We start from the raw sequence: 12,520 nt of genomic DNA on the forward strand, positions 1-12,520 counted from the left end.
AATGCCGGCTGAAAGCCCGCCGAATGCCGGCACCTCTTCCAGCTCGCCCCTCGCCACATCAATTTGAATGATAATTATTCTTGTTTAAATTGATTTTCGGCTGCCTTCCGGCCGGCCAGTTGCCCGCTTTTCTTCCTCGCTTACTCCTCGCCTCCTCCTCTCCCGCATTTCCATGGTCCACACACGTTCCGACGCGGCGCACTCGCCTGCCCGCGCTACTGCTTTCCTGCGCCCTTCACTGGCCCGTTCCCCCGCACGCACCCTGTGCCGCTGCGCACTCACGCCCCTGGCGCTGTGCCTGTCGCAGGCCGCCATGGCTCAGGCCAGCGCGGACGCGACGCCGCAACTGCAGGAAGTGCGCATCAATGCCAGCACCGAAAAAGACGTGGGCTTCGCCCCCGCCGAAGCGCAGACGGCGGGCAAGGCCCCGATGCGCCGGCTGGAAACGCCGCAGTCAATCAGCGTGGTGACGCGCGAGCAGATGGAGTCGCGCCAGATCACCAACATGCAGCAGGCGCTGCAGACCGTGGCGGGGGTGAGCCCGGTCAACTTCGGGCGGCGCGGGTTCGACGACATCAACATCCGCGGCTTTCGCTCGACCGAATCCATCCTCATCGACGGCCTGGTGCAAAGCCCCGGCATGTGGACGCGACTCACGCCCTACGGCTACGAGCGCTTCGAGGTGCTCAAGGGCGCCGCGTCGGTGCTGTATGGCCAGGTGCAGCCGGGCGGCATCGTGAACGCCGTCAGCAAGCGGCCCAAGCGCGATGCTTTGAGCGAGGTGGGCGTGGAAGTGGGCAGCTTCGGCCAGCGCACGCTGCAGGCCGACATCAACCGGCCGCTGAACGAGTCGGGCAAGGCGGCGTTCCGCATCAATGCGCAAGTCTCGAGCAGCGACGACCCGACCGACTTCGTCTACCGGCGCGACCGCTGGATCGCGCCTTCGCTGTCGCTCGACCTGGGGCCGCAGACCGACCTGGTCCTGTTCGCCACGTACAGCCAGAGCAACTGGCTGCGCCAGCAGGGCGTGACGCCCTACGGCACGGTGCTGCCCAACCGCAACGGCCCGGTGCGCACGACGCTGTACACGGGCGATCCGAGCTTCGGCGGCTACGACATCGAAAGCACCTCGGTCGGCTACGCGCTGGAACACCGCATCTCGCCGCAGCTGACGCTGAGACAGAACGTGCGCTACGAATCCGAAAAGGGCAACGGCAACTTCGTCTCGAACCTGGCGCTGCAGGCCAACCAGCGCCTGCAAAACCGCCAGGCCACGCGCCAGTACCTGGACGACGACATGCTGGCCACCGACACCTCGCTGCTGTCGCAGTTCGCCGCACTGGGCGTGCAGCACCGCCTGGTGACCGGGCTGGACGCACGCACCAGCCACAGTTGGCAAGGCCAGCGGCGCTGCACCATCGGCGCGCTCGACGTGTTCAACCCGGCGTACGGCGTGTCCACCGCGTGCCCGACGGCCTACACCAGCAACGCGCCCGAAAAGCTCAGCGTGATGGGCCTGTATGCGCAGGACCAGATCAAGTTCAACCCGCAATGGACCGCCCTGGTCGGCCTGCGCCGCGACTGGTCGAACAACCAGATCGACGACCGCCTGGCCAACCGGCAGACGCGCCAGAAGGATTCCGCCACCACCCTGTCGGCCGGGCTGGTGTATGAGTTCACGCCCGGCTGGGCGGCCTACACCAGCTACGGTGAATCGTTCCTGCCCGTGGCCGGCACCAACTTCGGCGGCTCGCCCTTCGTGCCGGAAACCGGCAAGCAGTGGGAAGCGGGCCTCAAATACGAAGCGCCGAACGGCGGGCTGACCGGCTCGCTCGCGCTCTTCGACCTCAAGCGCCGAAACGTCACCACGGCCGACGCCGCCAACACCGGCTTCAACGTGCAGACCGGCGAACAACGCGCACGCGGGCTGGAGCTGGAAGTGGGCGCCGAGCTGCTGCGCAGCCTGAAGCTGACGGGCGCCTACACCTACACCGACACGAAGGTCACCAGCGACAGCAACGCAGCCATCGTCGGCCTGCCGCTGAACCTCACGCCGCGCCACACCCTGGCGCTGTGGGCCACGTACAAGCTGCCGCAGATGCCGCAAATCACACTGGGCGCGGGCGCCCGCTACGTGAGCGAGCAGGTCGGCTCGTACCCCTTCACCCTGCCCGCCTATACGGTGGCGGACCTGTCGATCGGCTATGCCGGCTCCAACTACCGCATCACTGCAGGCGTGAAGAACGTGTTCGACAAGGCTTACTACGACGGCGCGATCAACGCCAACGTGGTGTCGCCCGCCATGCCGCGCAGCTTCAACGTGGGCCTGACGTACTTCTTCTGAAGCTGGCGTTGACCACATGAATGGGCTGATCTTGCCTGCCGGCACTGGTCATGAACCAATGGGCTCTGGCCAATGTTGCTCGCTGGTGGGAGGGATCGGCGGTGGCGTTGTGTGCTCTGGATGCTGATGCCCATGCCGTGCTTCGAAGCTCCAGAAGCAATTTATTTATAGATGAATAAATTCTTGAATTTCACAGCATCTATGTTGTTTTTCGGCATTTTCAGCTTGGCCGACGAAACCATAGATGTTGCTGAAACTTGGTTTCGATAACATCTATGAATGCCAAGACAAAACACCTCGCCTGCGGACTACCCCAAAGCCGTGCTCCAGCAGATCGAGCAACTGGCGCAGAACATCGTCATCGCGCGCAAGCGCCGCAAGGAAACGCAGGCGCAGTGGGCGCAGCGGCTGGGCGTGTCGCAGCCGACCATGGCCCGCATCGAGCGGGGGGACCCTTCTGTGGCGATGGCGTCGTACGTCATGTGCATGTGGCTCATCAACCAGGCACAGGGGCTGGCCGAGTTGATCGCGCCGCAGAAGGACCTGGCCTCGCTGGAGCGCGAGGTCGCCAGGACGCGGCCACGTGCACCGCGCTCGCCTCTCGTGAAAGCGCCGAAGAAAAGTACGGTGCCGCAGGCCGCCTCCCCCCTCGGCATGCCCAGCGTCGTCCGCGAAGCGGAACCGGTGTTCGACCGGTATGACACCGCGACGAGTGCTTCCCCTGAGAAAGCCGTTCAGCCAAGCCTTTCGGAGCGCCCCGCCAACAGCACGGCAGCGGGCTTGGCGTCCCTGATCGCCGGGCAAAAGAAAGCCCGCCCATGAGCACGCCGGCGGTGCTGCCGCGCTCTTACGTTCCGCAAGACACCCTGCACGTCTGGACGCTGGTCAACCCGGCCGCACCCGTGCTGACCGGCTCCATCGCGTTGTCGGCGCTGGTGCCCAACTGCGCCACCTTCAACTACGCGGCCGACTGGTGGGAGTTCGCGCTGAGCGAAGACCTGCCGCTGGTTGCCGGGCAAACCTTCAGCGCAGGCCAAAAGGACAGCGCCCCCGGCGCCATCGACGACGCCCGACCCGACCGCTGGGGCGAGCGCATCATCCGCCACGTGGACCGACCCGCGCGCCTGTCGATCCTGGAAATGCTGCTGTTCGCGGGCGACGACCGCTTCGGCGCACTGGGCATCTCCACCTCGGCCGACCGCTACGTTCCCCGCCGCATCGGGCCGTATCCGCAGTTGCGCGATCTGCCCTCGTTGGTTCGGGCGGTGGAAGACGTGCAGGCGCAGGCGCCCATCACGTCGGAGATCCAGCGGCTGGTGCAGCCCGGCGTCACGCTGGGTGGCGCGCGGCCCAAGGCGCTGCTGCAGACCGACAGCGGCGCGTGCGTGATCAAGTTCAGCGAGCTGGACGACCCCGTGGACACGCCGCTGATCGAACACGCCACGATGACGCTGGCCGCCAAGGCCGGCATTCGCGTCGCCACCACCGGTGTGTTGCCCCTGCCGCTGCGACATGCGCAAGGCCAACCGCGCCACGCATTGACCATCCAGCGATTCGACCGGCTCGACACCGGCACGCTGAACCTGCGCCTGCACTGCACTTCGGCCAGGACGGCGCTGGCGGCGGCGGGGCTTGGCGAAAGCTACGGCGCGCTCGCCACGGTGCTGCTGCGCCAGGCCCACCCCGACCGGCAGAAAGCCCAGCGCGAAGAGCTGTTCCAGCGCATGGTGTTCAACATCCTCATGGACAACACGGACGACCACGAGCGCAACCACTGCCTGCGGCTGGGCTTCGACGGGTATTACGAGCTGTCGCCCGCGTTCGACGTGGTGCCCACGCTGCAGAACATGGGCTACCAGGCGATGGTGGTGGGCCGGCACGGCGCGGAATCGACCCTGGAAAACGCGCTGACGGACCTGAGCGAGTTCGGCATCACACGCGCCCGGGCCGTAGAGCTGATCCAGGCCGTGGCCCGCACCGTGGACCAGTGGCCCCAGCACTTCGCCCGACAGGGCGTGGGCGCGCAAGACATGGAGCTATTGCACGCCAGCATCGACCGCGACGCGCTGAAAGCGCAGCGCCAGGCGTTCTGCTGAACGGCTGGCGGAACGTGCGCCGCGCAGGCATTTATATAAAAAAAAGGCCTTCAGCGCATGTTCCACTAGGGTGGTTAGCTACAAAACCAATAGCACTCTCGATGGAACCAGATCAGTCCACGCTGGCGCCGGACTCTTTCACCACCTTGCCCCACTTCGCGCTCTCCGCCTGGATGAAGGCGGCGAACTGCTCGGGCGTCTCGCTCACCGGCTCGGCGCCCTGGTCGGCCAGCTTCTTCTTCGTCTCGGGCTGCGACAGCACCTTGACCAGCGCCTTGTTCAGTTGCGCCACGATGGGCGCGGGCGTGCCGGCCGGCGCGAACATGCCGAACCACGACGTGGCTTCATAACCGGGCACACCGGCTTCGGCGATGGTCGGCACATCGGGCAGTTCGGGCGACCGCTTGGCGGTGGTCACGGCGATGGGCCGCAGCTTGCCCGAGCGCACGTGCTGGATGGCCGAAGGCATGTTGTCGAACATGATGCCGATCTGGTTGCCCAGCAGATCGGTGACGGCCGGGGCGCTGCCCTTGTAGGGAACGTGCTGCATGTCCACCTTGGCCAGGCTCTTGAAGAGCTCGCCCGACAGGTGAATGGAGCTGCCGCTGCCGGACGAGCCGAAGTTCACCTTGCCCGGGTTGGCCTTGGCGTAGGCGATGAGTTCCTGCACGCTCTTGTAGGGCTGGTTGGGGTTGGCCACCAGCAGGTTGGGCACGTTGGCCACGCGCGTCAGCGGCGCGAAGTCCTTCACCGGATCGAACGGCATCTTCTTGTACAGCGCAGCGTTGATGGCGTGCGTGCCCACCGTGCCCATGAAGAGCGTGTAGCCGTCGGCCGGTGCGCGTGCGGCCATCTGCCCGCCGATGTTGCCGCCTGCACCCGCGCGGTTGTCCACCACCACGGACTGGCCCAGTTCGGCGGACAGGCCCTGGCCGATCACGCGCGCCAGGATGTCGGTGGTGCCGCCGGCTGCGAACGGCACGATGATGGTGATGGGCTTGTTCGGAAAGGCCTGCGCGAACGCGCCGGCCGGCACCACCGCAGCAGCGGCAGAGATGATCGCAGCGGCCAGCAGCGTGCGGCGCGAACCCATGCGGGAATCAGCGGATCGGGGGATCGAACGGTTGGTTGAACGGAACGGGGTCATGTTTGTTTCCTCGGATCTCTTATGGAATGAAAGCCTGGCGGGTCGTGCGCCCGCTGGCGGCAAAAAACGAAACGTGCCGGCTTATTCCTGCACGATGGACGACGGGTGATTGGCCAGCGGCGTCACCTTGATCTGCATGTATGGGAACAGCGGCAGGCCGCTCAGGATCGTGTGCAGCTCGTCGTTGCTGGCCACGTCGAAGATGCTGACGTTGGCGTATTCGCCGACGACGCGCCACAGGTGGCGCCACTTGCCGTCACGCTGCAGCTGCTGCGAATATTCCTTTTCCTTGCGCTTTATCTCGTCGGCCACTTCCGGGGCCAGCGTGGACGGGATCTGCACGGTCATTTCAGCCATGAACAGCATGGGTTGCTCCTTGAAAAAAATGGAAAGAAAAGGGAATCAAAGGGGCGAGGCCATCAGCGCGGCGATCAGAGGTGCGGCCAGACCAGCATGGTCACCGCGTAGATCGCGCCCACCAGCAGCATGGAAACCACCGTGTAGCCCATGATGTCCTTCAGCTTCAGCTTGGACAGCGCCAGCGCCGGCAGGATCCAGAACGGCTGCACCAGATCGTTCCAGCCGTTGCCCAGCATCACCGACATGGCCGTCTGCGCCTGCGAGGCACCCAGCGTGGTGGCCGCGTTGATCATGAAGGGGCCCTGCAGCACCCAGTGGCCGCCGCCCGAGGGCGCGAAGAAGTTGATGACGAACGAGCTGACCAGGCCCCACAGCGGCAACGTGTCGGCCGTGGACACGCTCACGAACATGTGCGCGATCGATTCCACCAGGCCCGAGCCATGCATGATGGCCATGATCCCGGCGTAGAACGGGAACTGCAGAATGATCCCGCCGATGGTCTTCACGCCTTCATTCACCTTCTCCACGTACTTCATCGGTGTGCCCAGCAGCAGCACCCCGAGGAATAGGATGAAGAAGTTGATCATGTTCAGGTCGAGGTTGCCGCCTTTGATGAAGTGCATGGCCACGTACGCCATGCCGCACAGGCCGATCAGCAGGCTCAGCACGCGGCTGTTGTTCAGCCGATAGGCCAGCGTCTTCTGGTCGCCCAGCAGTCCCTCGGCACTCGCCGGCTTGGTGTCGGCCACGGTGGCCGGGTCCAGCTCGACGACGGGCTCGCCCTTCTTGGGGTGCATGGTGGCGTTCAGCAGCGGCAGCGCGATCAGCACGGCAAGGCTGGTCAGCAGAATGGGCGCGGAGAAGATCGTCTGCGTCAGCGGAATCAGTCCCATGGTGCTTTCGAACGCGTGGCCCTTGGTGGAGATCAGCACCGGAATGGTGGCCGAAAAGCCCAGGCTGTACATGGTGAAGCCCGTGTACGCCGCCGCGATGATCAGCGGGTAATGCACGCCCTTCACCTTCAGCGCCAGCTTGCGCGCCATGATGCCGCCGATCACGAGGCCAAAGCCCCAGTTGAGGTAGCTGCCCACGCAGCCGACGATGGTGGCCACGATGATGGCCTGGCGCGGCGTTTGCACGCGCGATGCGATGCGGTCCAGGAACCGGTCCACGATGGGCGCGGCCGCCAGCACGTAGCCCATCACCAGGATCACCGTCATCTGCGTGGTGAAGGCCAGCAGGCTCCAAAAGCCCTTGCCCCAGTCTTGCACCACGTCGTTGATCGGGCGGTTTTCCACGCCGAAGGCCAGCGCCATCGTCAGCAGCGTGAGCATGATCGCGAAGACGAACGGATCGGGCAGGTAGCGCCGCATCAGTTCGGTGAAGAAGGCTGTGATTTTCGACATCGGGACTGTCTCTTTGTTGTGTGTGGTGAGAAGCGAAAAAAAGAAGAAAAGAGAAAGAAAGGGGCCGCGCGCTACACGCCCGCCACGCCCACGGTCATGCCGCCGCAGACGTACAGCACCTGCCCGGTGACGAAGCCGCTGCGCTCGTCCAGCAGATAGGCCACGGCATGGGCCACGTCGTCCGGCGTTCCCACGCGCTTGACGGGCACCGAATCGATGATGGCCTGCGTGCGCGGCGAATCGGGCGGGTTGGCGCGGTCGAACAGCTCGGTGCGAATGGGCCCGGGGCCGATCGCGTTGGCCGTGATGCCGTGGCGGCCCAGCTCCAGCGCCCACACGCGCGTCATGCCGATCAGCCCGGCCTTGGTGGCCGAGTACGCGGTGCGCAGCTCCTTGCCCAGGGCCGCGCGCGACGACATGTTCACGATGCGCCCGAAGCCCGCCGCCTGCATGCCGGGCAGCAGCGCCTGCATGCACTGCAGCGAACAGCGCAGGTTCAGCGCCACGGCCAGATCGAACTGCTCCAGCGTCTGCTCGGCGGCTTCGGCGGGCACCACGATGCCCACGTTGTTCACCAGCCGCGTGATGGGACCGCCCGCCAGCGCCTGTTGCAGCGCCCGCGCGGTGTCGGCGGTATTGGACAGGTCGGCCTGGATGCCGCCCGGCACGTGGTCCACCACGCGGTCGATGATGACGGGCTCGTAGCCCTCGGCACGGCAGCGCTCGGCCGTGGCGGCGCCGATGCCCGCGCCGCCTCCCGTGATGAGAACGCGCTGGCGCACGGCAGAGGACGATGAAAACGAGGAAGCGGAAGAGGAAGGTGAAGCAGTCATGGGAGCCCCGCGAAGGAATCGAAAAAAAATCAGAGGTAGCAGCGGCCGTCCACGTAGGCCTTGCGCCAGCGGGTGAGCGTCACCCGTTCGAACAGGCTGGCAGCGTGGAAGGGGTCGGACTCGATGAAGCGCTGCGCTTCTTCGCGCGTTTCCAGCGCCACCACATAGAGCCCGCCGCCGAGGTCGGTGCCGTCGTCGGCCAGCTTGGCGCCGCACGCCAGCAGCAGGTCCTTGTGGCGCTCCAGGAATTCGAGGTGCGCCGCGCGGTGCGCCTTGCGCACATGCTGGTGGTCGGGCTTGTCGAAGGTTTCGATGATGTAGGGCACGGCAGTCTCCTCGTGCGCGGCGGTCCGGCACGTCGTGTTCGCCGGCGGGCCGGCATGGCAAAGGTACTTTCTGGCCAGCACGCCAGCCGGAAACGGGGTGACGCTCAGACGGTGGCGACCGGGGTCACGGGCGAGGCCACTGCACCAGGCAGGTTCAGCGGCGGCGCCGTCAGCAGAAAGCGGTGGCGCCGCTGCGCGCGCAGCCAGATGGCAAGCGGCGTGAGGTGCCACAGCTCCCCCAGGTGCACGCCCAGCTTGAACAGGCAGTGTTCGTGCAGCGGCAGCGCCGCGCAGCAGTCGAGGCCGGGGCGCGCGGGGTGCGCCTCCACGGCGTAGTTGTCGGCGGCGATGGCGGCGATCTGGCTGTCGGTGATCCACTGCAGCAGCCGCGCATCGCGCCCGTCCAGCACCGCGCAGCTACCGGCCAGCGTGGCCGGGTCGGGCTCGCGGCGCATGCCCAGCACCACCTCGGCAAAGCCGGTGTGCAGGCACAGGATGTCGCCCGGCTCCACCTGCACGCCATCGGCTTCCATCACGCGCAGCAGGGTGTCGTAGCCGACCAGCGTGCGGTCGTTGCCCAGGTGCGCGTGCAGATCGACCATCACGCCGCGGCCCTGCACGCCCGTGCGCGCCATGCCTTCGATGCCCAAGGCGCGGGCGGCCGAGGTGCTGATGGCCGCGCCGGGCCGTGCGGGCACACCGGCGTCCTGCACGTCGCTCGGGCCCACGATGTCGCGGCCGGCGGCGTAGCCGTTGTAGTACAGCGCTTCGGGCAGGCCGTCGCCGTTGGCATCGAACATCGAGCCGGCATGCGCCAGGCCGTCCCACTGCGTGGAGTACTGCAGGTGCAGGATCGCCAGATCGTCCGACAGCACGTCGGTGCGGCCGGGCTCCAGGTCGCCGAGCAGGCAGTTGAAATTGACCAGCCCCTTGCGCAGCAGCGGCCGCAGCACGGGCGGGTGCCGGTTGGGGTTGAGCGCGCTGCCGCCGGGGTAGTCCAGCGGCAGGCTCAACGCGAAGCTCAGGCCCTCGCGCACCTCGGCCACGCCCTGGCGCACCTTTTCAGGCGTGAGCAGGTTCAGGCGGCCCAGCTGGTCGTCGGGGCCGAAGTCGCCCCAGGTGGAGCCTTCGGGGCGGTGCCGCCAGCGGGGGTTCGTAGGCTGTTGATCCATTCGAAATTTCTTGGACGGCAAACCGCTCAGGCAGCCAGGAAAGCGGCCAGGGCGGCATTGAAGGCTTCGGGCGCCTCCAGGTTGGACAGGTGCGAGGCGGGAAGGTCCACGCGCTGCGCACCGGGAATCGCGGCCTGCATCGCTTGCGCGTCGGCCACGGTGGTCACCGGATCGGATACACCCGCGATCAGCAAGGTGGGCACGGCGATGGTGGCGATGGCGCTGCGCAAGTCGGCATGGGCCAGGGCCTCGCAGCACGCGGCATAGCCTTCGGGTGCGATGCCGGCGATCCACCCTTGCGCACGGCGCACCGCCTCGGGTTGCGCGGCGACGAAGGCTTCGGTGAACCAGCGGCCAGGCGACGACGCGGCCAGCTCGGCCATGCCGGCCGAACCTTTCTCGCGCACCAGGGCGGCGCGGGCGAGCCACCCATCGGTCGCGCCGATCTTCGCTGCGCTGTTGGCCACCGCCAGGCGGTTCAGCCGGCCCGGCGCGTTCACGCCCAGCCACAGGCCGATGAGACCGCCCATGGAGATGCCGCAAAAACTCGCGCGCTCGATTCCCAGCGCATCCAGCAGGGCGACCACGTCACTGCCCAGCTGATCCGCCCGGTAGGGCCCCGTGGGCACGACCGAGCCGCCGTGACCGCGCGTGTCGTAGCGCAGCACGCGGTGCGTGCGGGAAAAGTGCGCGGCCTGCGCGTCCCACATTTCCAGCGTGGTGCCCAAAGAGTTGGAGAACACCAGTGCGGGCGCATCTTCCGGGCCTTCGATGCAGACACGGAAGGCGCCAGCGGCGGTGGTGACGGTGGAAAGGGACACGGGGTTTCCTTGGGTATCTATCAGCTATCAGGCGGGCTTTTCAGCAGAACAGGCGAGAAAAGATGCGAGCGGGGCACACGGGCGCCCGCGCCACAGCCGTCAAACGCGTTCCAGCACGACGGCGATGCCCTGCCCCACGCCGATGCACATGGTGGCCAGCGCATAGCGCCCGCCGGTGGCGTGCAGGCGGTTGACCGCCGTGGTGGCCAGCCGCGCACCGCTGGCGCCCAGCGGGTGGCCCAGGGCGATGGCGCCGCCCCAGGCGTTCACGCGCTCGTCGTCGTCCTGCAGGCCCAGCTGGCGCAGCACGGCGATGCCTTGCGCGGCGAAGGCTTCGTTCAACTCGATCACGTCCATCTGCTCCAGCGTGAGGCCGGTGAGCTGCAGCACTTTCTGTGTGGCGGGTGCCGGGCCGATGCCCATCACGCGCGGCGCCACGCCGGCAGTGGCCATGCCGACCACGCGCGCCTTCGGGGTCAGGCCATGCTTGGCGGCACTGGCCTCATCGGCCAGCAGCAGCGCACAGGCGCCGTCGTTCACACCGCTGGCGTTGCCGGCTGTCACGGTGCCACCTTCGCGCACCACGGGCTTGAGCCTGGCCAGCGCTTCCAGGCTGGTTTCGCGCGGGTGTTCGTCCTTGTCCACCACGACGGGGTCGCCCTTTTTCTGAGGCACGTGCACGGGCGTGATCTCGCGGGCCAGGTGCCCGGCCTGCTGCGCGGCCACGGCCTTCAACTGGCTGGCAAGGGCCATGCGGTCCTGCGCCTCGCGCTCGATGCGGTAATCGTCGGCCACGTTCTCGGCGGTCTCGGGCATGGAATCGACCCCGTACTGCGCCTTCATCAGCTTGTTGACGAAACGCCAGCCGATGGTGGTGTCGTACACCGCGTTGGTGCGGCTGAAAGCGGTTTCGGCCTTGGGCATGACGAACGGCGCACGGCTCATGCTCTCGACGCCGCCAGCGATCATCAGGCCCGCCTCACCCGCCTTGATGGCGCGCGCCGCGGTGCCCACGGCATCGAGCCCCGAGCCGCACAGGCGGTTGATGGTGGCGCCGGGCACGTCGATCGGCAGCCCCGCCAGCAGCGCGGCCATGCGGGCCACGTTGCGGTTGTCCTCACCCGCCTGATTGGCGCAGCCGTAGAGCACGTCGGTCACCGCCGCCCAGTCCACGCCGGGATTGCGCGCCATCAGCGCCTTGAGGGGAATCGCGCCCAGGTCGTCGGTGCGCACGCTGGACAGCGCGCCCCCGTAGCGGCCGAAAGGCGTGCGGATGGCATCGCAGATGAAGGCTTGCGTCATGGCGTTTGTCTCCAGGGGGTTGGGTCCAGGGGTCGTTAGAGTTTGGCGGGCCGGCGCTTAGCCCTGCGCGGGCCGGATGGGCAGGCCCACCAGGCGTTCGAGTTCGGCGTGGTCCAGTCCCGGCACCATGTCGATGAGCACCAGGCCTTCGGGCGTGCAGGCCAGCGTGGCCAGGTCGCTGTAGATGCGTTTCACGCAGCCGATGCCGGTGAGCGGATAAGTGCACTGGGCGACGATCTTCGACTGCCCCTGCTTGGTGAGCAGATCCATCATCACCCACGTCTGCTTGGCGCCGATGGCCAGGTCCATGGCCCCGCCCACGGCGGGAATGGCGCCAGGCTCGCCGGTGCTCCAGTTGGCCAGGTCGCCCGTGGCGGACACCTGAAAGGCGCCCAGCACGCAAATGTCCAGATGGCCGCCGCGCATCATCGCGAAGCTGTCGGCGTGGTGGAAGTACGCGCCGCCCGGCAGCAGGCTCACGGGCTGTTTGCCGGCGTTGATAAGGTCGTAGTCTTCGTCGCCTGTGGCGGGCGCGGGGCCCATGCCCAGAATGCCGTTCTCGCTTTGCAGGATGACTTCGCGGCCGGCGGGAATGTGGTTGGCCACCAGGGTGGGCTGGCCGATGCCCAGGTTGACGTACGCGCCGTCGTGGATGTCCTGCGCCACGCGGGCGGCCAACTCATCCTTGCTCCGTTTTTGATAGCTACTCACGC

General features: G+C 67.0%; 12 protein-coding genes. 3 read left to right on the forward strand and 9 right to left on the reverse strand.

Going from position 1 to position 12,520, the window contains the following annotated elements:
* Nucleotides 1-172: 172 nt before the first annotated feature.
* The 3 genes from BLT03_RS06705 to BLT03_RS06715 all read left to right on the forward strand — a co-directional run bounded on the left by BLT03_RS06705 (nucleotide 173) and on the right by BLT03_RS06715 (nucleotide 4,440).
* Entirely contained in the window at nucleotides 173-2,344 is a 2,172-nt protein-coding gene (locus tag BLT03_RS06705; protein ID WP_092741575.1) for a TonB-dependent siderophore receptor, read from the forward strand.
* Between the two features lie 279 nt (nucleotides 2,345-2,623).
* Nucleotides 2,624-3,166 carry a helix-turn-helix transcriptional regulator gene (locus BLT03_RS24780; RefSeq protein ID WP_245711265.1) on the forward strand — a complete coding sequence of 181 codons (543 nt, stop codon included), beginning with the start codon at nucleotides 2,624-2,626 and terminating at the stop codon, nucleotides 3,164-3,166.
* Nucleotides 3,163-4,440, forward strand: a complete 1,278-nt coding sequence (locus BLT03_RS06715; protein WP_092741577.1) for a type II toxin-antitoxin system HipA family toxin — start codon at nucleotides 3,163-3,165, stop codon at nucleotides 4,438-4,440. Before BLT03_RS24780 ends, BLT03_RS06715 begins: the two co-directional genes overlap by 4 nt.
* A 112-nt stretch (nucleotides 4,441-4,552) precedes the next feature.
* On the opposite strand, the gene BLT03_RS06720 is transcribed toward BLT03_RS06715, so the two are convergent.
* The 9 genes from BLT03_RS06720 to BLT03_RS06760 all read right to left on the reverse strand — a co-directional run bounded on the left by BLT03_RS06720 (nucleotide 4,553) and on the right by BLT03_RS06760 (nucleotide 12,518).
* On the reverse strand, nucleotides 4,553-5,533 hold the full coding sequence (locus BLT03_RS06720; protein WP_092741579.1) for a tripartite tricarboxylate transporter substrate binding protein: 981 nt from the start codon (nucleotides 5,531-5,533) through the stop codon (nucleotides 4,553-4,555).
* 135 nt (nucleotides 5,534-5,668) lie between these two features.
* Nucleotides 5,669-5,953, reverse strand: coding sequence for a muconolactone Delta-isomerase (gene catC, locus BLT03_RS06725; protein ID WP_092741581.1), 285 nt, complete (start codon nucleotides 5,951-5,953; stop codon nucleotides 5,669-5,671).
* Between the two features lie 65 nt (nucleotides 5,954-6,018).
* Nucleotides 6,019-7,353 (reverse strand): short-chain fatty acid transporter, encoded by a 1,335-nt coding sequence (locus tag BLT03_RS06730; protein ID WP_092741583.1) that lies wholly within the window; start codon nucleotides 7,351-7,353, stop codon nucleotides 6,019-6,021.
* Between the two features lie 71 nt (nucleotides 7,354-7,424).
* Nucleotides 7,425-8,186: an SDR family NAD(P)-dependent oxidoreductase gene (locus BLT03_RS06735; protein ID WP_092741585.1), complete on the reverse strand. Its 762-nt coding sequence runs from the start codon at nucleotides 8,184-8,186 to the stop codon at nucleotides 7,425-7,427.
* Between the two features lie 29 nt (nucleotides 8,187-8,215).
* A complete protein-coding gene (locus BLT03_RS06740; RefSeq protein ID WP_092742011.1) occupies nucleotides 8,216-8,512 on the reverse strand; it encodes a YciI family protein in 297 nt (98 codons plus the stop codon).
* A 104-nt stretch (nucleotides 8,513-8,616) separates the two neighbouring features.
* The gene (locus BLT03_RS06745; RefSeq protein ID WP_092741588.1) at nucleotides 8,617-9,684 is read right to left on the reverse strand and encodes a cyclase family protein; all 1,068 of its coding nucleotides are present in this window, start codon (nucleotides 9,682-9,684) and stop codon (nucleotides 8,617-8,619) included.
* A gap of 26 nt (nucleotides 9,685-9,710) precedes the next feature.
* Nucleotides 9,711-10,505: a 3-oxoadipate enol-lactonase gene (gene pcaD, locus BLT03_RS06750; RefSeq protein WP_092741590.1), complete on the reverse strand. Its 795-nt coding sequence runs from the start codon at nucleotides 10,503-10,505 to the stop codon at nucleotides 9,711-9,713.
* A gap of 99 nt (nucleotides 10,506-10,604) precedes the next feature.
* A complete protein-coding gene (gene pcaF, locus BLT03_RS06755; protein ID WP_092741592.1) occupies nucleotides 10,605-11,807 on the reverse strand; it encodes a 3-oxoadipyl-CoA thiolase in 1,203 nt (400 codons plus the stop codon).
* 57 nt (nucleotides 11,808-11,864) lie between these two features.
* The gene (locus BLT03_RS06760; protein ID WP_092742013.1) at nucleotides 11,865-12,518 is read right to left on the reverse strand and encodes a 3-oxoacid CoA-transferase subunit B; all 654 of its coding nucleotides are present in this window, start codon (nucleotides 12,516-12,518) and stop codon (nucleotides 11,865-11,867) included.
* Nucleotides 12,519-12,520: the final 2 nt, after the last annotated feature.

Origin of the sequence: Paracidovorax valerianellae, assembly GCF_900102625.1 — a bacterium.
GTDB lineage: Bacteria > Pseudomonadota > Gammaproteobacteria > Burkholderiales > Burkholderiaceae_C > Paracidovorax > Paracidovorax valerianellae.

Excerpts from the sequence above, each read along its gene's own strand:
- BLT03_RS06745 (WP_092741588.1), bottom strand. The coding sequence starts at position 9,684 with ATGGATCAACAGCCTACGAACCCCCGCTGGCGGCACCGCCCCGAAGGC.
- BLT03_RS06705 (WP_092741575.1), top strand. The coding sequence starts at position 173 with ATGGTCCACACACGTTCCGACGCGGCGCACTCGCCTGCCCGCGCTACT.
- BLT03_RS06715 (WP_092741577.1), top strand. The coding sequence starts at position 3,163 with ATGAGCACGCCGGCGGTGCTGCCGCGCTCTTACGTTCCGCAAGACACC.
- BLT03_RS06735 (WP_092741585.1), bottom strand. The coding sequence starts at position 8,186 with ATGACTGCTTCACCTTCCTCTTCCGCTTCCTCGTTTTCATCGTCCTCT.
- pcaF (WP_092741592.1), bottom strand. The coding sequence starts at position 11,807 with ATGACGCAAGCCTTCATCTGCGATGCCATCCGCACGCCTTTCGGCCGC.
- BLT03_RS06720 (WP_092741579.1), bottom strand. The coding sequence starts at position 5,533 with ATGGGTTCGCGCCGCACGCTGCTGGCCGCTGCGATCATCTCTGCCGCT.
- catC (WP_092741581.1), bottom strand. The coding sequence starts at position 5,953 with ATGCTGTTCATGGCTGAAATGACCGTGCAGATCCCGTCCACGCTGGCC.
- BLT03_RS06730 (WP_092741583.1), bottom strand. The coding sequence starts at position 7,353 with ATGTCGAAAATCACAGCCTTCTTCACCGAACTGATGCGGCGCTACCTG.
- BLT03_RS24780 (WP_245711265.1), top strand. The coding sequence starts at position 2,624 with ATGCCAAGACAAAACACCTCGCCTGCGGACTACCCCAAAGCCGTGCTC.